15 protein-coding genes are annotated in these 25,118 nt (G+C 69.0%); 4 read left to right on the top strand and 11 right to left on the bottom strand.

Translation table 11 applies throughout. The features are described from left to right. The first annotated feature begins 33 nt into the window (after positions 1–33). The 3 genes from BLQ73_RS12855 (at position 34) to BLQ73_RS12845 (ending at position 4,146) form a co-directional block, all read left to right on the top strand. Complete coding sequence (locus BLQ73_RS12855; protein WP_218125821.1) at positions 34–492, top strand: MarR family winged helix-turn-helix transcriptional regulator; 459 nt, start codon at positions 34–36, stop codon at positions 490–492. 117 nt (positions 493–609) lie between these two features. Continuing rightward, on the top strand, positions 610–1,764 hold the full coding sequence (locus BLQ73_RS12850) for a S8 family serine peptidase (RefSeq protein WP_093170657.1): 1,155 nt from the start codon (positions 610–612) through the stop codon (positions 1,762–1,764). A 183-nt stretch (positions 1,765–1,947) separates the two neighbouring features. Beyond that, positions 1,948–4,146 carry a serine/threonine protein kinase gene (locus BLQ73_RS12845; RefSeq protein WP_176955410.1) on the top strand — a complete coding sequence of 733 codons (2,199 nt, stop codon included), beginning with the start codon at positions 1,948–1,950 and terminating at the stop codon, positions 4,144–4,146. Between the two features lie 102 nt (positions 4,147–4,248). Here BLQ73_RS12845 and BLQ73_RS34605 read toward each other — a convergent pair whose 3' ends face one another. The 10 genes from BLQ73_RS34605 to eccD form a co-directional block, all read right to left on the bottom strand. Further along, positions 4,249–5,484, bottom strand: coding sequence for a transglycosylase SLT domain-containing protein (locus BLQ73_RS34605; RefSeq protein WP_093170655.1), 1,236 nt, complete (start codon positions 5,482–5,484; stop codon positions 4,249–4,251). Further along, entirely contained in the window at positions 5,481–5,783 is a 303-nt protein-coding gene (locus BLQ73_RS12835) for a hypothetical protein (RefSeq protein ID WP_093170654.1), read from the bottom strand. The genes BLQ73_RS34605 and BLQ73_RS12835 overlap by 4 nt, the downstream gene beginning before the upstream one ends. A gap of 65 nt (positions 5,784–5,848) precedes the next feature. Next, on the bottom strand, positions 5,849–6,634 hold the full coding sequence (locus tag BLQ73_RS12830; RefSeq protein WP_093170653.1) for a WXG100 family type VII secretion target: 786 nt from the start codon (positions 6,632–6,634) through the stop codon (positions 5,849–5,851). 1 nt (position 6,635) lies between these two features. Further along, positions 6,636–7,787 carry a hypothetical protein gene (locus BLQ73_RS12825; RefSeq protein WP_143020237.1) on the bottom strand — a complete coding sequence of 384 codons (1,152 nt, stop codon included), beginning with the start codon at positions 7,785–7,787 and terminating at the stop codon, positions 6,636–6,638. Positions 7,788–7,828: 41 nt separating this feature from the next. After that, positions 7,829–9,259 (bottom strand): WXG100 family type VII secretion target, encoded by a 1,431-nt coding sequence (locus BLQ73_RS12820; protein WP_093170651.1) that lies wholly within the window; start codon positions 9,257–9,259, stop codon positions 7,829–7,831. Positions 9,260–9,299: 40 nt separating this feature from the next. Then, complete coding sequence (locus tag BLQ73_RS12815) at positions 9,300–9,710, bottom strand: hypothetical protein (protein ID WP_093170650.1); 411 nt, start codon at positions 9,708–9,710, stop codon at positions 9,300–9,302. 13 nt (positions 9,711–9,723) lie between these two features. Continuing rightward, entirely contained in the window at positions 9,724–10,056 is a 333-nt protein-coding gene (locus tag BLQ73_RS12810; protein ID WP_093170649.1) for a WXG100 family type VII secretion target, read from the bottom strand. Positions 10,057–10,090: 34 nt separating this feature from the next. After that, positions 10,091–10,405, bottom strand: coding sequence for a WXG100 family type VII secretion target (locus tag BLQ73_RS12805; RefSeq protein ID WP_093170648.1), 315 nt, complete (start codon positions 10,403–10,405; stop codon positions 10,091–10,093). 75 nt (positions 10,406–10,480) lie between these two features. Next, positions 10,481–10,903: a YbaB/EbfC family nucleoid-associated protein gene (locus BLQ73_RS12800; protein WP_245691040.1), complete on the bottom strand. Its 423-nt coding sequence runs from the start codon at positions 10,901–10,903 to the stop codon at positions 10,481–10,483. A 117-nt stretch (positions 10,904–11,020) separates the two neighbouring features. Then, a complete protein-coding gene (gene eccD / locus BLQ73_RS12795) occupies positions 11,021–12,508 on the bottom strand; it encodes a type VII secretion integral membrane protein EccD (protein WP_245691039.1) in 1,488 nt (495 codons plus the stop codon). 104 nt (positions 12,509–12,612) lie between these two features. On the opposite strand from eccD, the gene eccCa reads away from it, so the two are divergent. Continuing rightward, positions 12,613–16,647: a type VII secretion protein EccCa gene (gene eccCa / locus BLQ73_RS12790; protein ID WP_093170645.1), complete on the top strand. Its 4,035-nt coding sequence runs from the start codon at positions 12,613–12,615 to the stop codon at positions 16,645–16,647. A gap of 115 nt (positions 16,648–16,762) precedes the next feature. On the opposite strand, the gene BLQ73_RS12785 is transcribed toward eccCa, so the two are convergent. Next, on the bottom strand, positions 16,763–25,099 hold the full coding sequence (locus BLQ73_RS12785; RefSeq protein WP_093170644.1) for an NUDIX hydrolase: 8,337 nt from the start codon (positions 25,097–25,099) through the stop codon (positions 16,763–16,765). Positions 25,100–25,118 lie beyond the last annotated feature (19 nt).

Raw genomic sequence — 25,118 nt, 5'->3', positions numbered from 1 at the left:
GATCGTCAACTACACTCGGGATCAGGAGGTGCTGTGACCACCACGACCCGCGCGGAAGCGGGAACCATGAGTGAGCAGACGGGATTCGCCGAGGCGCTGATGGGCCTGACGCGCCTTGTGCAGCACGTCTTCGCCGATGTCAGCCGAGAGCACCACGTCACCCCGCAGCAGGCGCAGCTCCTGTGCAGGCTGCTCCCCGGGCCGGTCGGCGTGACCGAGCTCGGCAGACTCCTCAACCTGGAGAAGTCCAGTGTCAGCGGCCTGGTGGACCGGGTGGAACGGCGCGGCCTGGTCGTCCGGGTCCGCGACTCCCGCGACCGCCGCACCTGCCGGATCGCCCTGACGCCGGAGGGCGTGAAGCTCGCCAACGACTCCCACGAGAAGCTCACCGAGCGGTTGGAGACGCTGGCCGGCCCCCTGTCGCAGGAGGCCAAGCTGGGCCTGACGGAGGTCGCCACGCAGTTGATCGCACGATACGAGGATTCGAGATAGCTCCCATCGAGCGCTGTGCTGCTCCGCGGTTTGAGCTGTGCTGCTCCCTGGTTTGAGCTGTGCTGCTCCGTGGTTTGAGTGGAATGCGCAAAATGACTGGGGATAAGCTGCTCGGCCATGGTGGGTCGAGTGATCGTGGCGGGTGCGCTGGCTCTGGCCGTCACCGCGTCGCCTGTCGCCGTGGCGTCCGCGTCCGCGCGGGTGGCGGCGCCCGAATGCGCGCCCGATCGGGGGTCCCTGACCACAGGTGCGGCGCCGTGGGCACAGCAGCGGATCGACATCAAAAGCGCGTGGCGGCTGACAATGGGGGAGGGCACCACGATCGCGGTCATCGACAGCGGCGTCGACGTCTCCCACCCCCAGCTCAAGATCGCCGGTAAGGCCGACTTCTCCCGCACCGACCACCGCGACTGCACCGGCCACGGTACGGCGGTGGCCGGAATCGTGGGCGCGCAATACCAGGAAGGCGCCCCCTTCCACGGCGTCGCCCCGGCGGCCAGGATTCTGTCGCTCAAACACACCAACGCCAGAACCGGGGACCTCGCCCACCTCGTCGAGGCCATCAGATACGCCGCCCGCATCAAGGTCGATGTCATGAACATCTCGGTGCAGGCGAGGGACCAGCCCGATCTGAAGGCGGCGATCGACTACGCGCTGGCCCAGGACATCGTGGTCGTGGCCGCCGCCGGGAACGTGGACAAGGAGGATGGGACGCCCGGTCCCGCCTACCCGGCCGCCTATGAGGGCGTGCTGTCGGTCGGCGCGCTGGCCCCCGACGGCGGGGTCGCCATGTTCTCCAACGTGGACTCCAAGGTCTCGGTGGTCGCCCCCGGCGAGGGGCTGACCAGCACATGGCCGGGACGCACTTACCACAACGATCTGCCGGGCACGAGTTTCGCGGCGCCGTACGTCACGGGCGTCGCGGCGCTGGTCCGTTCGCGGTTCCCCGGCATGACGCAGGCGCAGATACGGCGGCGCATCGAGGTTACGGCCGACGGCGCGATCGGGGAGGGAAGCGGAGGAGGTGTGATCAATCCGCTGTACGCGGTCACCGCGGTACTGCCCGACGAACAGGTCGTGGTGGCCCCACCCCGCGCGGCTCCGCTGCCTCCGAGCGCGGTGACGAAGGTGACTCCTCCGGATGAGCGCGCGATCGCGGTGTCGCTGGCGGTGGGCGGTGGCGCCCTGGCGCTGGCCGCCGCGATGGTGGTGGGCCGTGTGGTGAGGTCGGCGAACGGCGGGCGCGGTCGGCGCCCCGCGCACCGGACCTGACGGCTCACCGGGGTCCGTCGGAGGCGATCGCAACGGTAACGGGGACCGGGTGCGGGGCGGGCGGTCCGGCGGGGAACGATGCTTACGCGATTGGTAGCGAACGGACATCTAAACCCCTGCTATCGCAATGGCAAATCTGGTTCAATGTGGCGAATTGCGATTTGTGTGACAACGGGGGTTGTGATGCGCGATTTGCTGTCCGGCGACCCGGAGAAATTAGGCGACTACACGCTCGTCGGCCGCTTGGGGGAGGGGCCGCGCGGCCCGGTCTACCTGGGGCGGAAGGCGGAGGGAGCCGAGCCGTACGCGGTCAAGTCCGTGACCGCGGCGGCCGGAGACGAGAAGGAACTGCCGGCCCGGCTGCTCGCGGCCCGGCAGGTGTCCAGTTCATACGTGGCGCGTGTCGTCGAAGCGGGCTGGCATGACGGCCGCGCTTACGTCGTTCGCGAGCATGTGCAAGGGACCAGTCTCGCCGAGGCGGTGAAGGCCGACGGGACGCTCGACGGGGACGCGCTGGAACGTCTGGCCGTCGGCGTGCTCACCGCGCTGACCCCGATCCACATGGCCGGGCTGGCCCACCAGGGGCTCACCCCCCACAACGTGATCATTACGTCCGACGGGCCGCGGCTGACCGATGTGGCCATCGGGGAGCCGCAGGGCGAGATCGGCTACCGCTCGCCCGAGCAGCTCGCCGGCAAACCGTCCGGGCCCCACTCCGACCTGTTCTCGTGGGCCGCGACGGTGGTGTTCGCCGCCACAGGCAGGGCGCCGTTCAAGCACGAGGCCGGCGCCGTACTGAATGACGAGCCCGACCTCACCGGCGTGCCCGAACCGATGCGGCAGGTCGTGAGCGCGTGCCTGGCCAAGGAGGCCGCGGGGCGGCCGACCAGGTACGCCGCGTTGATGCAGTTGCTGGGCGGGCAGGGCGGCGCGCATCCGCACCCCTTCGCCCCCTCGGGTTCCGGTACGGCACGGCCGAGCGCGGCGACTCCCGCCTCCGGTACGGCACAGCCCCTGGCCCCGATTCCCGGCCCCGGTGCGGCGCAGCCCGCGTGGCCTTCCAAGCCTCCGGCGCGGGCCCTGCCGGGGGCCACCGCTCAGACCGAGCACACCGAGCACACCGAGCAGCCGCCGCTGGAGGGGGTGCCGGTGCCGCCGCCTCAGCGGCCCTGGGGGCCGCCGCCCGTGGGCGGGGCGCCCGACCAGCAGGCGACCCCGCCACGGCAGCAGGTCTGGGCAGCGCAGACAGCCGAGCCCCCGCGCAGGAAGTTCCCGGTGGCGATGGTCGCGGGTCTGGCCGCCGTCATGCTGATCTCCGCGGGAGGTCTGTACGGCGCCCTCAGCCTCGCCGACGACTCGCAGGTGCTGCACATGAACGCCGCCCAGCCGGCGGTGACCACTCCCGCGCAGGGAGGCGAAGGCCAGGGCGGGCCGCAGATCCAGGTCGGGCCGCAGCCGGAGGTGACGGTGCCGTGGGCGCAGCCGTCCGCGCCGGAAGACGGGGCGGTGATGCCGTTGAAGCTGTCGCCCGAGGGCACGGGGCCCCAATTGTCGACGCCCGCCGTACCCGAGTTGACCTCGGTGCCGACGCCGGCCCCGCCGACACAGCAGCCTGCGGCGCCTGCGCCTGCGGCTCCTGCGCCCGCGGCTCCTCCGCCCGCGGCCGCACCGCAGGCCGCCACGGCGCAACCCGCGCAGAAGGCGACGCCGAAGCCGGAGCGCAAGCCGACGGAACGCCCCACGCGGCAACCGCAGCAGAAGCCGGCGGAGAGGGCCACGCAACGCCCCACCCAGAGGCCGGCGCAGCAGCCGGCCCAGCAGCCCGCGCAGCAGCCCGCCCAGCAGCCCGCGCAGGAACCGGCCCAGCAGCCCGCTCAGCAGCAGCCGAAGCCCACCCCGACGCGGACCCAGCCCACCCAGAAACCCACCACTAAGGCTCCGACCAAGGCTCCGACGAAGGCCCCCACGAAGGCTCCGACCAAGGCCCCTACTAAGGCACCCACGAAGGCGCCGACTCAGGCTCCCGTGGCGAAGGCGGCTGCCAAACCGGCGGAGAAGTCGAACCCCTACACCCCGGGTCAGGTCTGCGGCGGCGGGTTCAACGTCGTGCGGCAGAGCTCCTTCTCCGGCGGCGTCACCTACCTGCTCTACAACAACAGCACCGGCTACAACTGCGCGGTCACGATGAAAACAGCGAGCGTCGGCACGTCCACGTCCGTCAGCGTGAGCCTGCAGATCCAGAACGGCGGCAGCGACAGCTCCAGCGGCAACTATTCGTACTACGCGGGTCCGGTCAAGGTGTACGGCAAGGGCAAGTGTGCCAAGTATTCCGGCTCAGCGGGCTCGGGCAGCACCAGCGTCGACTGGGGCAACTGCGGCTGACCGGGAAACGTACGGCCGGGCCGCGGCGGGGTGCCGTGGGACGGTTCCACGGCACCCCGGGCTCACAAAGGCCCGATACGGCTTGGTAGAGCCTGATAGGGCTTAGTAAGGACGGTAGCCTCCGCCGCTTTCCAGGGATTCGATCCCCGGATGGTTGCCGAGGTTGCCGTAGCGGCTGTAGGTGTACAGCACACCCGCGATGATGTTGTCGACCGGGTCGAGGATCTGCTTGTGGCCGGGCAGGCTGTGGGCGTTGAACGTGGGCGGGATCGTCTGCATCAGCCCCTGGGACGGCACGCCGTTCTTGGCGTTGATGTCCCAGTTGTTAATGGCGCTGGGGTTGCCGCCGGACTCGTGGTGGATGATCGTCCAGATGCGCTGGATGTCCTGGGAGTCGTTGGGGTCGAGGTCGCCGACCTTGAGGCCGCGTTCGGCGAGGACACCGGCCATCTCCGGCGATTTTATGATCTCCAACGCCTCTTTGATCCATGCGGTGACCTCGGCCTTGGGGGCTGGGGCGCCTCCGCCCGAGGAGACGCCTCCGTACTCGTAGCCGGGCGACCCCTTGGAACCGCCGCCGCTTCCGCTTCCGCCGCCTTCACCGGAACCTCCGCCTCCACCGGCACCTCCACCGCCTCCACCGCCTCCGCCACCTTCACCGGCACCGCCGCCTTGACCGCCGCCCCCGTCGCCGCCCGAACGGTCCTGGAAACCGGCGGTGCGCACCCAGCCGCCCTCGCCCTTCGCGGGCACGAACTGCTCGGCCCCGGGCGCCTTGAAGTCGGTGAAGGTGAAGCCTCCGGAGTCCTTCACCCGACCGGCGAGCAGCGTGGTGGCATCGGAGATCGCGTCGTTGACCGGTTTCAGCTTGGGTTCGGCCTCGGCGGCGGCCTCGGCGGCGAGCTTCCTGATGCCCTCGTCCTCGGCACCGGCCTCGGCGTCCGGGTTGTCCTTCTTGAAGCGTGTCCGGTGGTCGGCCGCCGCGTCGAGGAGCCGGTTCGCGATGCCGTTGATCTCGCTCCTGGCCGTGCCGAGCTCGTCCGCCACCTTGTCCAGTGCGCCCGCGCATGCCGTCAGACCGGTCGACAGGCCCTCACCGGCCTTGCGGTACTTCGCCATGTGCTTCACGAACTCGTCCGCCGCCTGGCCCTGCCACGCGCCGTCCACCTTGGCGACCACGTTGCCGACACCGCCGACGTAGTCGACCGCGGTGGCACCCGCATTGCGCCACCGGTTCGCCGCCTGCCTGATCGCCGTGGGTTCGACGGCGACCTTGTCCATGATGTCGGCCAGGGCGCCACCGCCGGGGAGCTCACGCACACCCGCGCTGTCGATCACTTGTCGCCCCCCGCGGCCCGGTTGGCGGCGCGCACATTGGCCTCGACCTGGTCCAGGGCGTTCTCCACGGCCCTGAGTTTCTCGGCCGCGTCGCTGAACTCCTTCTTGATGAGCCCCTCCTCCAGGCTTTTGATCTGCGCGGCGAGCGCGTCGCCGCCCTCCAGCTCGCCGAAGAGCGCGGCGTCGGTGCGCGGGGCGGGTTTCAGCTGGCCGTACCCCTGGTCGAAGTCCTTGGCCAGACGGTAGACGGCCGAGCCGCAGTTCTTGAGGGCTTGGAAGTGGATGTCGAAACCCGCCACGTGATTGTCCTTCCGGCGTTGGTCCCAGAACACGCTGGGGCTGTGGGAGAAGCGGCGTCCGGCACCTACTTGGAGGTGCTGCCGGTGACCGGATTCGGCGTGTCGGGTTGTCCTTTCGCCGCGCCGGCCGCGTCCGGGGACATGACGGGCGTCGGGATGGGCCTCTTGGACGTCGGGTCGTTGCCGAGGCCGTGGCCGCCGATGAACGGCGTCGCCGCCGCCATCTTCTGGATCTCGGCTCCCTGCTGGGCGCTCAGGGCGTACGCGCCTCCGAAGAGAGGGCTGAGCAGGGCCAGGAAAAGCAACTGCTTCTTGATAAGCCCCCAGGTGGTTTGACTGCTCTGCTGGAGTGCCGGGTTGATGGCGACCATGGCGGGCAGGCGGAGCTGCGGAAACGCTATCGCTGCAGCCATGTAGGCGGCATAGGCGGTCATCACGGACCCGATGCTGACGGCCACCCATGACAGCGAGTCGTACAGCTTCGCCGCGGAGCCCAGCGCATCCCCCACCCCGTCGCGCAGCCCGGCGGCCTTGTCGAGCTCCTTCAGAAACGCGGTCATGGTGTCTTTGACCGTCTTGGCGGTTTCGCCTTCCCACTTCGCGTCCTCCTCCAGGCGCTCGATGAGGCTCTTGACCGAGTCGCGCAGCGTGGCGAGCTCGTCGGTCTTGCCCCCGGCCTGCGTGGTCTTCCACTGCTCCATGGCCTTGTTCATCGCGTCGGGGTCGGCGGTCATCAGCCCGAGCAGGGCGGCGATGTAGAACGCGATGGGATGCCTGATGAGTAGGGCCGCCGTCGAGGCGGCCGCCGCCGCGGACAGGTATCGGTTCCTGGCGCCGGTGTCCTCGGCCATGTCAGAAGTCCTCCGATCCCAGCACCGGCGGGGCGATGTCCTCGTCGTCGTCCCAGACGCTCTCGTCGGCGCGCAGGGCCTCGGAGCCGGAGCTCTGCCGCTCGCTGTCACCCGTCGCCCCGGCGCCGGCCATCGGGGTCATCGGCATGAACGGCATGCCGCCGCTCGCGGCCCCCACGGCCCCCGCGGCTCCTGCGGCGCCCACGGGGCGCACGCCGGCAGCGCCCCCTGAGCCCCCTGAGCCGCCGATGCCCGTCGGGGACCCGGAGGCGGGGCCGACCGCCGGCGAGCCGTACCCCGGGGTGCCCCGGGTCGGGTCGCTCCCCCCGAGCGGGTCGGACACGCCCGGGGTCTGCGGGTACTGGGTCGTGGGGTACTGCGGCTGGGTGTACTGCGGCGGCGTGGACGAGGCCAGGTCCGTGGCGTTCGGGTCCTGCAGCGAGGGGGTGAGGCCGTCCTGGCCCGGCGTGGGACGGTTGATCAGGCCGTCGATGTCCGAGGGGGACTGTACGGAGGGGACGGTTTGATCAGGTTGCGCGATGCCGGGGTTGATGGCGTCGGGATCCACGGGGGTGGGTGTCTCGGGGCTCGGGACCTCGATGCCGGGATCGGTGGGCTTCGGCGTCCCGACACCTGGAATGTCGGTGCCGGGGGTGGCGAGGCCGTCGGCGCCGTCCGGCATCGTGGCCGATGCGGGGATGCTGCCGGGCGTCGCACCCTCAGGTATTCCACCCGCAGGTATTCCACCCGCAGGCATGGCCGGAGCCTTCGGCATGCCACCGTTCGCTCCGCCGATACCTCCGTCCCCCACCTTGCCCAGGTCGCTGATGTCGCGGTTGGCCTCCTCGGCGGCCGAGTAGTTCTTGTCGGCGACGCTGAGGGCCTCCCGCCATGACTCCAACACCGCCGCAGCCGTCTTGAGCGTGTCGGCCGCCTGGTCGCGTGCGGTCTTGTGCGCGCTGTCAGCGGTCGTACCTAAAAGGCTGAACCCCGGCCACGGCATGTCGATGGAGCTGGTGCGGTCGGCACACTTGCCGATCTCGCTGGAGTCGTGGGTGAGGGCCGTGCTGTTGGCTTTGAGCCTGCCCTCTTTGAAAGAGACGCCGGACGAGAGACGCATCCCCGGGGTGAAGGCCAAAGGGTCACTGGACATGCCGGATCATCGCCTTCTCCGCCTGGTGGGGCCCATGTTCTCTATCCGATCAAGGGGTTGGTGACGTCGGGGGAGACGGCCCAGGAGTCGGGGTCCTCGTGCAGCGATGTGGTGTGCTCGTAACCGCCCTCGGTGCCGGCGCCGGCACCGGTGCCCATCGGCATGAACGGATACATGCCCGTGCCCGCCGTACCCATCGCGCCCGCTGAGGCGGCGGCCGGTGCCATGCCGGAAGGCGTGCCCGGGAAGCCGGTGGGGGCGCCCAGAACCGGCGGCACCCCGAGTGGGGCCGCGCCCACCGCGCCGACCGGGGCGACCACGCCGACCGGGGCGACCGCCGCGGTCGGCGCCCAGGTGCCCGGGGTGGGCACGCCGGTAATGGTGGGCGGCACGCTCGCGACCTCGGTGCCGCGAGGGTCGGCGATGTTGGTCATGTCGGCGTTCGACGTGTCGCCGGTCCCATCGTCTCCGCCGATCACCTGCGGTGCGGTCCCGTCGCCGGAGTCCCCGCCGGCGCCCGGTGACGCGGACGAGTCCCCGGCGTGCCCTTGAGCGCCGTCGCCCTGTCCGCTGTCGGACCCTGCCGGGGCGCTGCCGCCCCCGTCCGCGGATCCACCATCCTGCCCGCCGCTCTGCCCACTGCCTTGCCCGCTGTCCGCGCGACCGTCCGCGCCGTTCTCGGAGCCTTCCGAATCGGACGCGGAGCCCGCGATGGATCCGGGGGAGGAGTCGCCGGAAGGGCCGCCCACCGACCCGGACGAGCCACCGCCGGACGAACCAGCGGAGGAGCCGCCGCCCGTGTAGTCGCCGTTCGCGGTGCCGTACAGCGGGTCGCTGCCGTTCGAGACGCTCGGCAGGACGTACGGCTGCGCGCCCCCCGTGTCGTTGGGCAGGTCCACGATGGGCAGCACATAGGTGACCTCGGTGGGCACCTGGTAGTAGACCTTGACGACCGCCTCGTTGAGCTCCCGCATGATCGCCTGCGCCTGCGAGGTGCGGTCGTCCGAGGCGTCGCCGCCTATCACGTTGCCGGTGTTCGGGACGCCGATGGTGCCGCCGCCGGCGCCCTCGTCGATAGTGCGCGGGGAGGAGCCCGCGTCGGGCAGCGCCAGGATCTTCTTCTGCGCGTCGGGGAGGTGCCGCGAGCCGTAGTCCGTGAGGGCTTCGCCCATCATCTCCAGCTTGGCGGCCAGTTCCGTGCCGGTCTCGGCGAGCATCCGCAGGGCGTCCTGCGTCTTGGCCGAGGATTCCGAGCGCCAGTGCTCGGCGAGGCGGGTCGCGATGCCGCGCAGCTGCTCGGTCTGCTCCTTGACCAGACCGGCCGCGCTGGTGTGCGCGGCTCCGGCCTTCTCGATCGTGAACGGAGTGGTGCCCATGATCCACTGTTTGATCTGCTCCGGCGACGCGGTGACCGCGCCCGTGGTCGGGCAGATCGAGTTGTCGCGGATGGGCAGCGTCTTCTTTTCCGCCACGATGACCTTTCCTACGCGGACCTTCCTGCGCGGACCTTTACTACGAGGAGCGCGCCTCGGAGTCGGAGACCCCGTCGGGATCGTGCCGCTCATAGATCGCCGCCTGGGTGCGGATCGCCTCTATGACTTCCTTGTACCGGTTGACCAGCAGCCCATAGACATGCGGCAACTGGCTTCCCGGTTCGCTCCCGGCGATGACTCCGATCGCGCCGGTGCCGGTGGACCGGACGCTGTTGACCAGCGGTCCGGCCTCGCTCCACGTGCCCAGAGCGGCCTCGCTCAGCGGTGCCGCGGACTCCAGATGGCCGACCGAGCCGGCGCCCTCGCCCGTCAGGGGGGCCAGGAGCCGGTCCAGTTCGTCGGCGATCTCGCGCATTCTGGCTGTGTTGTAGAAGAGCTCGTCTCTTTTAGCGTCGAGGCCGGGCCAGTCCGGCTCCTGTTCAGGTGGCATGTGCGCGGGCCGTTCAGGCGTCTCTGGTCCACATGCCGGCGTTGAGCTTCTCGGCGTGCTGGTAGTTGTCGCGGGCGATGCCCACGGTGAGCTGCGCCTGGTTGAGCTCGTTGCGCATCTGGGAGGCCTGCTGGTGCCAGCGGACCTTCATCTGGTTGAAGTAGACGGCGGCGGCACCGCTCCAGTTGTCGTCGGTCGCCGAGTTGCCGTCGTCTCCGAGGGCGACTCGGAGCTCTTTGACCATGTCGTCGAAGGCGGTTTCGAACAGGCCCACCAGTTTGGCGAGTTCCTGCTGCCTGAGTTCCATGTTGCCGAAGTGGACGCGTGTGTAGTCGTCGAGAGGCACGTCGATCTCCCAGGAGGTTGTGGTGGACGTGGCGTCAGCGGTTGATCAGGCCTTGGATGCTGCTGGTCGCGGCCCTGGCGTCCTCGTCGACGGCCTGGTAAACGTTGGCGTTCATGCCGAGCTTCTCGGCGATGTCAGTGAGCATCTGCCGCATAATGCCCATCTCATCCCGCCAGCCGACCATGACGTTACCGAAGGCGCGTGACGCCGGTCCGGCCCAGTCGGCGCTGGTCAGTTCGACCGCGGTCTGTTCGACGTTCTTGATGAGTTGCTCGATGTATTGGCCCTTGTTCTCGACGATGATCTTGGCTGCGTCGAGTTGGGTCTTACTGGCTCCGAAGCCGTCCATTGGCGCCCCTCGCTTGCCCTGTAAACCGACATTGTTACTGCAATCGCCATGAATCTGATGAAATACGGCTTGGCGTTAGAGTTCGAGACGTCGGCGAATCCGTTCAAGCTCGCCCATCACATCGTCGAAGGTCCGGTTGAAGGCCGCCTCGGTGCTCCTGACGTCCTGGAGCGCGGCGTCCGGATCGTTGAGGAAGCGCAGGGGGTTCCCGGCTTCGCCGAAGGTCTCGTTCATGGCCGCATCGATCTCCTGGCTGAGATCGTCGGCGGCATCGCGGATCGTCTTTTTGATCTTCTCGGCCAACTCGGCAGAGCCGAGCCTCATGGCCTTGGGATGCAGCTCCAGTTCGCGCAGGCCCTCGGCGGCGAACTCGACGCTGACCAGCCCGTCCTCGTCCTTCGCCCGCCCGACGGCGGACGTGAGCACCTGCTGTATCTCGTCGGCGCGGGCGAACTGCTTCTCCGCGTCGGCAAGAAGCTTGTCGACATCAACGTTCACGAAATCCCCGTAACTCACTCTGCATCTGCGTCCCCCGAGATGCGCAAGTGGTGAGAAAACTACCAAAGCATGGCGTTTTCCTCTAGGAAAATAGCATCCCTTTCTTGAAGATGCTGGTCAGCCGGACAGTCCGCGCACCCACGTGTAGACCTCCAGCACCCCCAGCGCCGCGGGGAAGAGCTGCACGATGAGCAGCACGTCGACGATGTCGCCGGCCCGTCCCCAGAACGGCGACAGCCGCGCCGACGGCAGGGCGATGCCCAGCCCGGCGACCAGCATGGCGATCCACAGCAGGCCGACCCCGACCCCGATCGCTACCGAGCCGCCTCCCGTGCCGGACAGCGTGAGGGCGAGCATCGCCGGCCCGGCCAGTCCTCCACCGAGAAGCCAGAGCCGCTGGCCGACGCCGTGGAAGACCCGCGCTCGCAGAAGCATGGTCAGCGACAGTGTCAGCGTCATCAGCAGGGCGATCCACCCGCCGTTGGCCAGGAGGAGGAGCTGCGTGCCCAGGACCACCAGTACGGTGCCCACGATCATGCCGGTCACGTAGGTCTGCGCGTGGCGCGTGCGGGCCAGGACCACCGGGCTGTCGAGCTTCTGATTGTCCTCGCGCAGCTCCTCGGCGTTGGTGGGCATGGTCGGCATCGGCAGCCTGGCCAGCCGGAACGCCAGCGTGGGGATGAGCGGGCCGAGTGCCACCAGCACAGTGACGGCGACCGCCGCGACCCCCGCCCCGGGGGCGTCGAACAGCATCACCGCGGCGCTGCCCACGACGCCGACGACCGAGGCGATCGCCGTACCGAGGAAGCCGGCGCCGCCTTGGCCGACCAGAGTGGCGGAGAACGAGGCGATGAGCGTGGTGCACGCGAAGGCCGCGAGCAGGCTCGGTGCCCCGAGCTGCGACAGTTCGTTGGCGCCCGCGGGTGCGAACAGTCCGGCGAGGAAGCCGTACGGCAGGGCCGTGTATCCGATCGGCGTGCCCGCCGAGGCGGCCCCCGCCGATCGCGACATGATGGCCGCGACGACCACCAGCAGCACCGCCAGCACCCCGGCGACGATCGCCGTCACTCCCCACGGCGGTCCGCCCAGGACCAGCCCGAGGGCGCCCGCGGTCAGCAGCGCGCACGAGCCGCCCACCCCGAGGCGGCGTGTGTGGGCGCCCGTCCACTGGGCGGTGCCTTCCTTGACCCCTGTGGCCACGACGTCGGCGACGTCGTCGAAGAGGGCGGGGGGCAGGGCGGCATCGCGCGGGAGCAGGTAGAGGATCTCACCGTCCAGTACGCCGAGCGCGCCGAGGCTCTGCCCCAGGTCGAAGGGGGTGCCGCCCGGCCTCTGGAGCACCCAGCCGGGCGCCGCGGCCGACTCGCCGTCGATCTCGCCCACGGCGCGCAGCAGCGCGGGCAGCACGTGCGGGAGCGGGATGTCGGCGGGCAGCGCCAGGTCGGCCCGCTTGCGCGGGGCCACGATCGTGACATGGCAGAGCGCCGTCAGCGGTGGCGCGGACTGGGGAAGGGCGCCTTGCTGGACGGGGCCTTGCTGGACAGGGCCTTGCGAGGCGGCACCGGGTTGGATTGGGCCTTGCGGCGCTTGGGCGAGCGTTGCCACAGATGTGCTTCCTTTTCCCAATAGCACCAGAACAAGCCTGAACATAGCGGCGGTGCATCTGGTATGAAAGTCGTTCAAAGCTACCGGGGGGAGGCCATCACCACGTGAGCATTGTGATTGTGCGGCGTCCGGAGCGCCGCCCCTCTCCAACGCCGCCTCGGGGCGAGATCCTGCTCGAACCCCCACCCGACATCCCTGAAGTCCAAGGTCAGGGGTTCATGGCGGTGCTTACTTTCCTGCCCATGGTGGCGGGCGCCGTGGCGATGGGGCTGATGTTCATGTCGGGTGGCAACAGCAGCCCGCTCATGTACGTCTCCAGCGGCCTGTTCGCCTTCTCCATGCTCGGCATGACGATCGGACAGCTCGGACGGCAGGCGGCCGAACGCAAGCAGCAGCTCAACGGGCAGCGCCGCGACTACTTCCGCTACCTCTCCCAGATCCGCCGCAAAGCCCGCAAAGCCGCCGCGCAGCAGCGCGAGGCCCTCGAATGGAGCGGTCCGGCGCCCGACTCGCTCTGGTGGATCGCGATGGGCTCCCGCCTGTGGGAGCGGCGGCCACGCGACGCCGACTTCGGCACCGTACGGCTCGGCACCGGCGTCCAGAAGCTCGCCATCCAGATGGTGCCGCCGGACTCCAAGCCCGTCGAGGACCTCGACGCGCTGTCCGCCGGAGCGCTGCGCAGGTTCATCCGCACCCACTCCACGGTCTCCAAGCTGCCCGTCGCCGTCGCGCTCGGCTCGTTCGCGCGCATCCGGCTGACCGGCGACCCCGCCGCCGTGCGCGACCTCGTACGTGCCATGGTCGCGCAGATGACCACGTTCCACGCCCCCGACGACATGCGCGTCATGGTGTGCGCCGACGCGGAGTGGATGCCCCAGTGGGACTGGGTCAAGTGGCTGCCGCACGCCCTGCACCCCGACGAGACCGACGCCGCCGGCCAGGTGCGGCTGATGACCGGCAACCTGGCCGAACTCGACCGGCTGCTCGGCGCCGACCTCAAGGAACGGGCCAGGTTCACGGCGGGCGCGGCGTCCGAGGCGCTGCCGTACCACGTGCTGATCGTGGACGGCGGGCGCGTCCCGCACGACTCCCAGCTCGGCAAGGACGCCATCCAGGGCGTCACCGTGATCGACCTGTCGGGGGACACGGGCGAGGTCGAGGAGAAGTCGACGCTCCGGCTCGACGTGCGGCCCGACGGCTTCCACATGATCAAACTCGACCACGCCGGCAAGGAGAACCGGAACCGCCTGGGCGACCCCGACGCGCTCGACTACCTCCGAGCCGAAGGACTGGCCAGGCAGCTCGCGCCGCTGCGGCTGTCGAGCGGCTCGGGCGGCGGTGAGACCCAGGACGTGCTCACGGTCAACACCACCCTGACCGACCTGCTCGGCGTCGGCGACCCGACCGCGCTCGACACCGGCCTGGTGTGGCGCCCACGCGCCGGCCGCAACAGACTCCGGGTGCCGATCGGGCTCGGCGTGGACGGCCGCCTCGTCGAACTGGACATCAAGGAGTCCGCCCAGGGCGGCATGGGGCCGCACGGCCTCGTCATCGGCGCCACCGGTTCGGGCAAGAGCGAACTGCTGCGCACACTCGTGCTCGGCCTGGCCGTCACACACTCCTCCGAGATCCTCAACTTTGTTCTCGTCGACTTCAAAGGCGGCGCGACCTTCCTCGGCCTGGAGTCGCTCTCACACGTCTCCGCCGTCATCACCAACCTGGAGGACGAGCTGCCGCTCGTCGACCGCATGCACGACGCCCTCCACGGCGAAATGGTGCGCCGCCAGGAGCTCTTGCGCTCCGCCGGCAACTACGCCTCGCTGCGCGACTACGAACGCGCACGCGAACAGGGCGCCGGCCTCGCCCCGATGCCCACCCTCTTCGTCGTCCTGGACGAGTTCAGCGAACTGCTGACCGCCAAACCGGAGTTCATCGAGCTGTTCGTGATGATCGGGCGGCTCGGCCGCTCGCTCGGCGTGCACCTGCTGCTGGCCTCCCAGCGCCTGGAGGAGGGCAGGCTGCGCGGCCTCGACACCCACCTGTCCTACCGGATCGGCCTGCGCACCTTCTCCGCCATGGAGAGCCGGGTCGTCCTCGGAGTGGCCGACGCCTACGAGCTGCCGCCGGCGCCGGGCAACGGCTACCTGAAGTTCGACACCAGCGGCATGACCAGGTTCAAAGCCGCCTATGTCTCCGGCCCCCACCAGAGCGACACGCGCCACGCCGCCGTGGCGGGCGGCGCGGCGCCCGCGCGCGAGGTCGTGGCGTACGGACCCGAGTTCGTCGCGGTCCCCGTCGCCGAACAGCCCGCGGCCGAGAAGAGCGGCGCCGCCGAGGAGACCGGTTCACAGTCCAGCCTGCTCGACATCGTCGTGAACAGGCTGAAAGGCCAAGGTCCTCCCGCGCACCGCATCTGGCTGCCGCCGCTGGGCGAACCGCCCACGCTCACCGACCTCATGCCGCCCATGGCGGTCACGCCGGAGCTCGGCCTGTCCACACCGACCTGGGAGGGACGCGGACGGCTGTACGCGGTCGTCGGCGTCATCGACAAGCCTTTCGAGCAGCGCCGCGACCCCTTCTGGCTGGACCTGTCCGGCGCCGCAGGGCACGTCGCCGTCGCCGGCGGCACCCAGAGCGGCAAGAGCACCGTGCTGCGCACGCTGATCGCCGGAATGGCCCTCACCCACACACCACGGGAAGTGCAGTTCTACTGCCTGGACTTCGGCGGCGGCTCACTCGCCTCCCTCCACGGCCTGCCGCACATCGGCGGCATCGCGACCCGCCTCGACGCCGACCGCGTCCGCCGTACGGTCGCCGAGATCGCCTCCATCCTCGCGGAACGTGAACGCCTGTTCACCGAACGGGGCATCGACTCCATCGGCTCCTACCGCCGCATGCTCGCCCAGGGCGAGACCGGCGGCGAGACCGGCGGCGAGACCGGTGGCGGGGTCGGTGGCGGGGTCGGTGGCGACGGGTGGGGCGACATCTTCCTCGTCGTGGACGGCTGGCTGACGATCAGGCAGGAGTTCGACGCGCTGGAGGCGACGATCACCGATATCGCGGTGCGCGGCCTCGGCTACGGCATCCACGTCATGGCGGCCACCGGCAAATGGTCGGAGTTCCGGCCCGGGATCCGCGACCTGTTCGGCAGCCGCATCGAGCTGAAGCTCGGCGACGCCTACGAGTCCGAGGTGAGCCGCAAGGCGGCACTCGCCGTACCCGAGGGCGTGCCCGGCCGCGGCCTCACCAAGGAAGGGCTGCACTTCCTGTCGGCGCTGCCGAGGACCGACAGCGTGCGGGACCCCGAGGACCTGTCCGTCGGCGTGCGGGCGCTCGTCCAGGCCGTCAAGGAAGCCTGGCGGGGCCCGTCGGCTCCGGCCGTACGGCTGCTGCCCGCCCTCCTGCCCGCCGCGCAGCTCCCGCCCGTGGCCGAGAACGCGCCGAGGCGCATCCCCATCGGCATCGACGAGGCGACGCTCTCGCCCGTCGTGCTGGACTTCGACACCGACCCGCACTTCATCGTGGTCGGCGACACCGAAAGCGGGAAGTCCAACCTGCTGCGGCTCATCTCCGAGGGCATCGTAGCCAGGCAGACGCCCTACGACGCCATGATGATCGTGATCGACTACCGCCGCGCGCTGCTGGACTCGGCCGTGACCGAACACCGCATCGGCTACGCCGCCTCAAGCACCGCCGCCGCCGACCTCATCGCCGACGCCAGAGCCGCGCTGCTCAAGCGGCTGCCGCCCGCCGACCTCACCCCCGAGCAGCTCAAGGCGCGCAACTGGTGGAACGGCTCCGACCTCTACATCGTCGTCGACGACTACGACCTCGTCGCCACCTCGACCAACCCGCTGGCGCCGCTGGCCGACCTGCTGCCCCAGGCCCGCGACATCGGCCTCCACCTCATCCTCGCCCGCCAGATGGGCGGCATGGGACGCGCCATGTTCGACCCCGTCATCACCAAACTGAAGGACATGGCCAGCCCGGCGCTGATCATGTCCGGCAGCAAGGACGAGGGCACACTGTTCGGCAACGTGCGCCCCCACCCGCTGCCGCCCGGCCGCGGCTACCACGTCGACAGGAAGTACGGCTCCCGCCTGACGCAGACCGCCTTCCTCGAACCGCCGGCCGACTGAGCACCGCCGGCCAGGTGAGCGCCGTTGGCCGACTGAGCACCGTTGGGACTGGGTGAGCACCGTTGGGACCGGGTGAGCGCCGCGGGACGCCCACCCGTCGCTCACCCGCCGCCTCCTACTCCCGAGGGTGAACGAAGAACCACGGGATGCGCGCCTCCTCCAGCGTGGCTATCAGGTCCGGCGACGGCATGTGGGTGAAAAGCACGTGCGCGATGTCGCTGATGGAGACACCGCCGTGGATCTGCGCCTCGATGTAGTGGCTCTCGCGGAACTCCGGGCTCCGGTAGTCGCGGCCGAGGCCCCACAGGGTCGTGGGCTCCCCATCCCGTGGGGCCCGCGCCCTGAACGCCTCCGGGCGGGGGTCGGTGAGGCGGCTCGGCAGCACGTGCCCGTACGCCCTCGTCGAGTCGTCGACGGTGAAGGTCGTCCGCTCGCGGACCTCCTCGCGGAACGTCACCTGCACCGAGCCCTGCTGGTCGAGGATGCCGTGGGCGAGGCGAACCCTCAAAGGTTCTGAGATCCTCTCGTCGAGGTTGACGTAGCCGTACACGGGGCGCTGCTCCGACCGGATGTAGGCGGTCCGAGCGCCGAACCAGAGCTCCTCGTTGGCCATGCGCCGCTCGTAATCGGAGTTCGTCCGACCGGACTCGTGATACGTCGGGAACCGGCCTTGCCGCAGCACGTCGAGCAGCTTCTCCGGGGAGATGCGCAGAGAGACCGGGCGGTCGGCGACCAGGGCGGCGAGCTCCTTCCGCATGCTTTCACGCAGCATCGGGGGCTCGAAGCCTCTCAACACGGCCGCCAGCCGGTTGATCTGTTCGTGGATCTCCGTGTAGAGGTCGACGAAGGCCCGCTCCGAGGGGTCCGTCGAGGAACGCCAGATCTGCTGACGGATGTCGCTCCAGCGGCCGAACACATCGTGGTACTCCCGGCTTTCCGCCTGTCCGGCCCTGCGCAGCTCATTGAGGCGGTTCTCCAGCCGGGTGGCCTCCGTGACGAGACGGAACGCCGACCCTCCCGGTTCGGTGCGTGGAAGCGTCGGGGGGCCGAAGACGGCGGCCGGTCCCAGCCTTGCGGTTCCCCGCGTGGGGCTGGTCGGCGAGACATCCGGCGAGAAGATCACTGGATTGCCGTCCACAGGCCAGCGCGTGGACGGATCGTCGAAGGCGATCACGTGGCGTTGCAGGCGGTCCGCCAGACCCTGGATGAGGTGGGCGTCCACCACGGCGTGAGGGCCGACCAGCATGATCGGCATCGGCTTCTGCGATGGCATGGTCCGGAGGCGCTGCGCCAGGATCGCCGCCATGTCGGCCAACCCGATGTCGTGGGAGCCCGTGGCGAAGCCGATGGGCGAGGTGCGCACGCCGACGGCGAGGACATCCCTGAGACCCCGCTTTTCACGGACATGGTCCAGCACAACCTGGTCTTCGGGGTTGCCGCGGTCTCTGAAGACGAGGCTGACACCAGGATCGACGTCTCTCAGCGTCTCGCCCATGAGGCGGATCTGGTCGACGGTGAGCATCTGGTTGTATCGATCTGCCGGGCGTTCGATGAGGGGGGCCCAGTAGAGCCGGTCTCCGCTTTTCCCGTCGGGCGCGCGGAAGCCGTTCACCTCGGCGGCGATCAGTGCCGGCTCACCCTCGCCCCGGCCCGGCTTGGTGTGGATGACGAATCGGACGGGCTTGTCGGTGCCGATGACCTCCCCGTCCCTCACCATGGTATGGGTCTCCGGCGCGGCAGCGGCCGTCCAGGTGACGAACTCCTTCGCCGAGGCGACGGCTGCTTCGAGGCTGGCCCGCAGGTTGGAGTGGAGGTTCATGGTTCCGAGGTCGGACACCCTCACCCACCGCACGTCGCCGGAGCCGCCGGTCTCCACCCGCGTGGGCAGTGTCGCGATCACGGAGGTATGGGACCAGTCGCCGTGACTCCAGGTCTCGCTCCCGTAGATCCGCACGCCGTCGGGGTTGAACACGCTCTGCTCCGTTGCCAGGCGCAGCACGGTGGCGCCAGGGCCCTCATGCTTGTCGCGGGCGTCGGTGAGCAGCCCCCAAGACGAGTCCGGGTAGCGCTGCACGAGCACGCGGACGTCGCCGTCCGTCCCCCTCGCCAGCAGGAACAGACCGGCCTGGCCGTACCGGCCACTGTGCCGGCCTTCCTTGCACGTGCACGGCCCGATCTCACGGGGGTCGGCGTACGGCTCGGCCATCTCGACCGGGTTCCCGGACAGCTCGAACACCTGCCCGTCCCGGAAAGGCGGGAAGACCTTGATCGCCCATCCGGGACGGAAGATGATCGTCTTTGTGGCGCCGGCCTTGGCGATGGGCGACAGGTCGTGCCCCGACCACGACGTGATCCTCGCCGTCGCGACCCCGGGCTGCGGCTGCGGCGAGCGGCTCACGAGCTTGAAATCGTGGCTGGTGGCCACCACTCCTTGAACGAGCTGCTCCACGGTCTGCACGCTGAAGTTGTGGTAAACCGGGCCGCGGAAGGTGGGACGCACCTGGTCGAGGCGGTCCAACGCGGACTCCAGCACCGTGGGATCGACCTTGGCGCCACCGGTGAATTCGTGCAGTGCCCGGAGCTGTTCGGTGCTCAGCGTGCGGAACGGAGAGTTCTCCGGCAGGCGCTCGACCAGAGCGTCCAGCTCCGATGGGGGGGAGGAAGGGGGAGCCTTCGACTCCACATGCGAGAGATCCCGGGCTTCGGGTGCACTCGGCGAGACGTCGCTGCGGGCCGTGGAAGCCGATGCTTCCGGCACGTCGACGACCGGCCTGTTGTTGGGGTCGAGCAGGGTCGCCGTGCCGTCCCGAGGGTACTTGAGGGTGAACTCGACCCCGTCCACGGCGAATTTGAGGCGGTGGTCCTCATCAACGACGATGCGAGCCGCATCGAGTAGCCGCTTCTCGCTGCTGTTCAGCCCCGCGTCGGTGTACAAGCCGATCAACCTGCCGTAGCTGACCACCGCGAGCAATGTCGTCTTCTCGTGCGGGTAGCGCAGCACAATGTCTTCGCCTTGACGGTGGATTTCGTGGAAGCCCGCCTGTTCAAGTTGCCAGAGCGTGGGTCCGAAATTGGGTGAGAACCGAGTCGGTCTTTCCGTCCAGCCGCGTTTCCCTTCTTCAGGGGCCTGGATTTCTCTTGATTCGTTTCTGTCCTGCTCGGTCACCACCACGCTTATGCGGCCGCCGACCCCTACCTTCGTCGTGATCGTGAAGAGCGTGGTGGGTCTCAAGTGTGTGATCGGAACGTAGAGCTCCTTGTGACGCTCGTGGACCACCATGAGCACCCCGCCATGGCGGACGAACGGCCCTGCCACGTGCCTGATGCCCTCCGGCAGGGTGGTAGGCGCGACCGGGGTGTCGCTGCCGCGGTTGGGCGGCGACTCCACGCTTGTGGCCGCTTCGGTGATGTGCGTCGTGCCGGCTGACCCCGATCCTGGCGGCGACTGGTGCTCGGCGGTCGGTTTCGCAGTGCTCGTCGGTTTCGCGGTGTTCGTCGGTTTCGCGGTGTTCGGGAGGACCATGTTGGAGCGCGTGTTCAAAAGCTCTTCGACGCGGTTCCGGCCGTAGGGGCGCTTCAGTGAGTCCTTGTACATGTCACTGATGCCGGGCAGTACGTCGATGAGCCTCTGGATTTCACGGTCGTACATCGCCGATCCCGTCGTGGGATCCTCTGGCCCTCGCACGGGGTGCATGCGACCGCCCGGTGATGGGGGATCGTCTGATCTCCGCACTGGGTGCGTGCGGCCTGGTGCCTGCTGATCGTCTGGCCCTCGCACCAGGTGAGTGCGTCCTGGTGCTTGCTGATCGTCTGGCCCTCGCACCAGGTGCGTACGGCCGCCCGGTGGTTGATGGTTCGGCCTCTGTACCGGGTGTATGCGGCCGTTTCTCGCCTCTTCCTCCTGATATGCCTCTTCCCGTCTCCGCACCAGGTACCGCAGTTCATTGCTCCGCGCGGTGTGACAGTCGTCGCGTCCGTCGGGGAGGCCGCTCAGCCTGGCGATCGACGTGTCCGGTCCGTAGAACCACTGGAAGATGTCGCTGATCTCGTGCAAGACCAGCCGCGCCGCCACGTCGGAGTGGACCCGGGGGGCCAGGACCACCAGGTGGGGCTCGCTTCGCGTGCCCCGGCGGATCTGCGGGCGGCCTAGGTCGCCTCCGTCCACCGGGCCGACGCTGAAACGGACGTAGTGCCCGCCGATGAAAAGCGTGTCCTCACTCTTCCGCTCCCATGTGAGAGTGGCGTGGCCGAAGTCTTCTGGTTTGACCCCGGCTTCAAAGAGGTTGAGGGCTTCCCTGGCCGTCAGGTCCGCCGGCTGCAGCCGTCCGTCGTTGACGAACATGGTGCCGGGCACCGGCCGCCCGGCCAGATCGCTGGTTCCCGTCGGGGGGGAGGCCAGTCGCGGGAACATCGCGATGATCTGGTCGGGTGCCACGCGCGGCATGTGTGTGTTGTCGCCGTAGAAGCCGTGACGGGCGATCAGTTCGGGCAGCCGTCCCGGGAAGCGCAGCTCCTGCCCGGTGGAGGAGGTGATCACGAAGTCGGGGCTGTAGTTGAGCGGATCCCCGAAGGGGGAACGCATGTTGAACGACGGTGTCTCCCGTCGGATCGTGAACTCATCGCCGTCCACGACGATCCGGTCAAAGCCCGGCGCCACGTCGTTCAGTGCGGTGATCATCGCCAGGGAGGCGGCCAGGCGGTCATGGGTCTGCCCCCAGGCGCCGACCAGCTCGTGATCGTGTCGCAGCCGGTCCTGGACCCGGTTAAGCAAATCCGCGGTCGGGAAGGGCTTCCACCTTCCGAGGTCCTCCGCTCGTAAACCGGGTGCGTGGAAGGTGGTCATATCCGGCGGGAGCGTGTGCACCTCAAGATCGCGCACGTGAGGGGCTTCGGCGTGCTGGGTCCATGAGAGCCAGCGGTTGTGTAGGTGGAGGTCGTGCTGTCGGCTGCCGCCGGTGACCTCGGCGTCCCTCAACGGTCCCGAGGTCGCAGGCGGCCTGAAGTGGCGCACGGGAGCACCGTCACGCATGACGGCGATGGTCCCGTCGCTCAAGCCCAGCACCTTCCAGCCATCCGCATCGTGATGGACCTGCGCATCGCGATAGACCTGAACGGATTCCGCACCCGCCAGAGGGGAGGCCGCCGCCACGAAGAGACGGGCACTCGTTTCGGACTCGGAGATCAGGAATGGATCGCCCAGGAAGAACTGGCTGGTGCCGATCTGCTGAAATCCCGGGATGTGCAGCCCGATCTCCCCGAGATCCAGGAAGTGTCTTGCTACGGGCTCACTCGCCAACCCCTCGCTCGGGGCCGTGGCGGCCCGTATTTCCGGCAGGTCGACAACCGGGTTGCCGAAGACATCGGCCAGGATCACCCCGCCGTCCCTCGCGCGTTGGAGGTAGAGCCCGCCCCCGCCCAACTCGAAACCGAGGCGACCATCGGCAACCCGGAGTCGACCCGCGTCGACCAGCCGCTTCTGTTCGCTGTTCAGCCCCACGTTGGCATAGATGGCGTCCAACTTGTCGTCGGTGACCACCGCGAGCAATGTCGTCTTCTCGTCCGCGTAGCGCAGCACAACCTGCTCCCCTTGGCGGTGGGTCACCTGGAAGCCGGCTCTGCGGAGTTGCCAGAGGATGGATCCGAAACCGAAGGGGCGCTTGACACCTCTCAACGTCCAGTTACGTTCCCCTTCCGCAGGGGCTCTGGTCTCCCCTGCTCTGGGAAGACCCTCCCCGGCCACCACCACGCTTGTACGGCCGTCCTTCCCCCTCCGCACCTTCACTGTGGAAATGGTGGTGTCGGGGCTGTAGTTGATCGGAAAGTAGAACTCTCTGCTGCGGTCACCGAGTTCGATGAGGAACCCGCCGCCACGGAAGAACGGCCCCGCCACGGGCGTGATGCCTTGCGGCAGGGCGAGCAACTCGTCCGCGGCGGCGAGTTCCGGCGCCGATTCGACTGTGGGGCGGCCTAGGATGTCTGCCGGCTCCGATGCTCTGTTCAGCAGCCGTCCGACGTGGAGCAGGGGATAGTCGCCGTGCGCTCTGGGGTCGTATTCGGCTCTGATGCCGGGCAGTAGGCCGAGGAGGCGCTCGATTTCGGGATTGTGTTTCTCCCGTTCCGTCGGCCATGCCTCATCCCGCTTCCGCACGAGATACCGCAGTTCGTTGCTGCGCGCGGTGTGGCACTCGTCGCGTCCGTCGGGATAGCGGCTCAGCTTGGCGATCGATGTGTCCGGTCCGTGGAGCTGCTGGAGGATGTCGCTGATCTCGTGCAAGACCAGCCGGGCCGCCACGTCGGAGTTGACTTGGTTGGGCAGGACTACCAGGTGGGGTTCTTCTGAAGTGCCCGAGCGAAGTTGCGGGCGGACGAGGTCGCTGCTGGCCACGGGGTCGACGCTGAAGCGGATGTGGTGCCCGTCGATGAGGAGGGTGTCCTCGCTCATCCGGCGCCGCGTGAGAGTGACGTCGCCGAAGTCCTCTGGTTTGACCTCGGCAAAAAAGCGGTCGAGGGCTTCCGCGGGCGTAAAGTCTCGTATCCCTGGCGGTCGTCCGCTGTTGACGGACATGGTGGTGGGCACCGGGCGCCCGGCGAGATTGAGATCGCTGGTTCCCGTCGGTGGGGATGCCAGTCGCGGGAACATCGCGATGATCTGGTCGGGTGCCACGCGCGGCATGTGTGTGTTGTCGCCGTAGAAGCCGTGACGGGCGATCAGTTCGGGCAGCCGTCCCGGGAAGCGCAGCTCCTGCCCGGTGGAGGAGGTGATCACGAAGTCGGGGCTGTAGTTGAGCGGATCCCCGAAGGGGGAACGCATGTTGAACGACGGTGTCTCCCGTCGGATCGTGAACTCATCGCCGTCCACGACGATCCGGTCAAAGCCCGGCGCCGCGTCGTTGAGGGCGGTGATCATCGCGAGGGGTGCGGCCAGGGCGTCATGGGTCTGCCCCTGGGCGCGGACCAGCCAGTGATCGTGCCGTCGCCAGGCGATGACCTCCCGGACATCCAGATCCGAGGCCACAGGGGGTTCCCACCTGCCGAGGTCCTCCGCTCGCCAACTGGGCGTGTGGAAGGCGGCCATATCCGGCGGGAGCGTGTGCACCTCAAGGTCGCGCACGCGAGGGGCTATGGGGTGCTCGGTCCACGAGAGCCAGCGGTTGCGCAGGCGGAGGCCGTGCTCTCGGCTACCGCCGATGACCTCGGTGTCCCCCAGCAGTCCCGGGGGCGTGAACGCCCCGTGCAGGGCTGTGGCGGCCGGCGCTTCCGGCAGGTCGACGACCCGGTTGCCGAGGGCGTCGACCAGGGTCGAGCGGCCGCTCCACGCGTGTTGGAGGTAGAGCCTGGCCATGCCCAGGTCGAGCGTGAGACGGTTGTCGGTGGCCTGGATTCGAGCCGTGTCGAGCAGTCGCTGCTCGCTGCTGTTCAGCGTGGCGTTGGTGTAGATGGCGTCCAGTCTGCCGTTGGCGACCACTGCGAGCAGTGTCGTCTTCTCGTCGGTGTAGCGCAGCACGACCTGATCACCTTGGCGGTGGGTCTCTTGGAAACCGGCTCTGTGGAGTTGCCAGAGTATGGGGCCGAGACCGAAGGGGCGTCTGGCATCTCTCGACGTCCAGCCGCGTTGCCCTTCCGCGGGGGCGCTGATCTTCTCCCCGAAAAGGTGCTTCTTGGCCACGACTACGCTGGTGCGGCCGTCCTCCCCTTTTTGCACCTTGACCGTGGTGATGGGGTTGTGGTGGAGGCTTTCTGAGATCGGAACGTAGAGCTCTCTGCCGCGGTTGCCGAGTTCGATGAGGAACCCGCCGCCGCGGAAGAACGGTCCCGCCACGGACGTGATGCCTTTTGGCAGGGAGTAGTCGCCGTTCTTTCTGGGGTCGTGTTCGGCTCTGATGCCGGGCAGTGTGGTGAGGAGGCGCTCGATTTCGCGCTCGTAGGTCCCCCGTTCCGCCGGCGATGCCTCGTCCCGCTTCCGCAGGAGGTGCCGCAGTTCGTTGCTGCGTGCGGTGTGGCAGTCGTCGCGTCCGTCGGGATGGCGGCTCAGGTCGGCGATCGATGTGTCCGGTCCGTGGAGCTGCTGGAGGATGTCGCTGATCTCGTGCAAGACCAGCCGCGCCGCCACGTGGGAGTTGACTCGGGGGGCCAGGACCACCAGGTGGGGGTCTTCTGGCGTGCCCGAGCGGACCTGCGGGCGGCCGAGGTTGCCGCCGTCCACCGGGCCGACGCTGAAGCGGACGTGGTGCCCGCCGATGAGGAGGGTGTCCTCGCTCACCCGGCTCCACGTGAGGGTGGGAGTGCCGAAGTCCTCCGGTTTGACCCCGGTTTCAAAGCGGTTGAGGGCTTCCGCGGGCGTCAGGTCCCGCATCCCCGGCGGCCGTCCGTCGTTGACGAACGTGCTGCCGGGCACCGGCCGCCCGGCCAGATCGCTGGTTCCCGTCGGTGGGGAGGCCAGTCGCGGGAACATCGCGATGATCTGGTCGGGT

This window comes from Sinosporangium album (assembly GCF_900100605.1).
Taxonomy (GTDB): domain Bacteria; phylum Actinomycetota; class Actinomycetes; order Streptosporangiales; family Streptosporangiaceae; genus Sinosporangium; species Sinosporangium album.
This window is presented reverse-complemented; position numbering and strand designations above follow the sequence as displayed.

Coding starts and splice junctions, on each gene's coding strand:
- BLQ73_RS12845 (WP_176955410.1), top strand. CDS start 1,948: ATGCGCGATTTGCTGTCCGGCGACCCGGAGAAATTAGGCGACTACACG.
- BLQ73_RS12815 (WP_093170650.1), bottom strand. CDS start 9,710: ATGCCACCTGAACAGGAGCCGGACTGGCCCGGCCTCGACGCTAAAAGA.
- BLQ73_RS12830 (WP_093170653.1), bottom strand. CDS start 6,634: ATGGCCGAGGACACCGGCGCCAGGAACCGATACCTGTCCGCGGCGGCG.
- BLQ73_RS12825 (WP_143020237.1), bottom strand. CDS start 7,787: ATGTCCAGTGACCCTTTGGCCTTCACCCCGGGGATGCGTCTCTCGTCC.
- BLQ73_RS12850 (WP_093170657.1), top strand. CDS start 610: ATGGTGGGTCGAGTGATCGTGGCGGGTGCGCTGGCTCTGGCCGTCACC.
- BLQ73_RS12785 (WP_093170644.1), bottom strand. CDS start 25,099: ATGTTCCCGCGACTGGCCTCCCCACCGACGGGAACCAGCGATCTGGCC.
- BLQ73_RS12805 (WP_093170648.1), bottom strand. CDS start 10,405: ATGGACGGCTTCGGAGCCAGTAAGACCCAACTCGACGCAGCCAAGATC.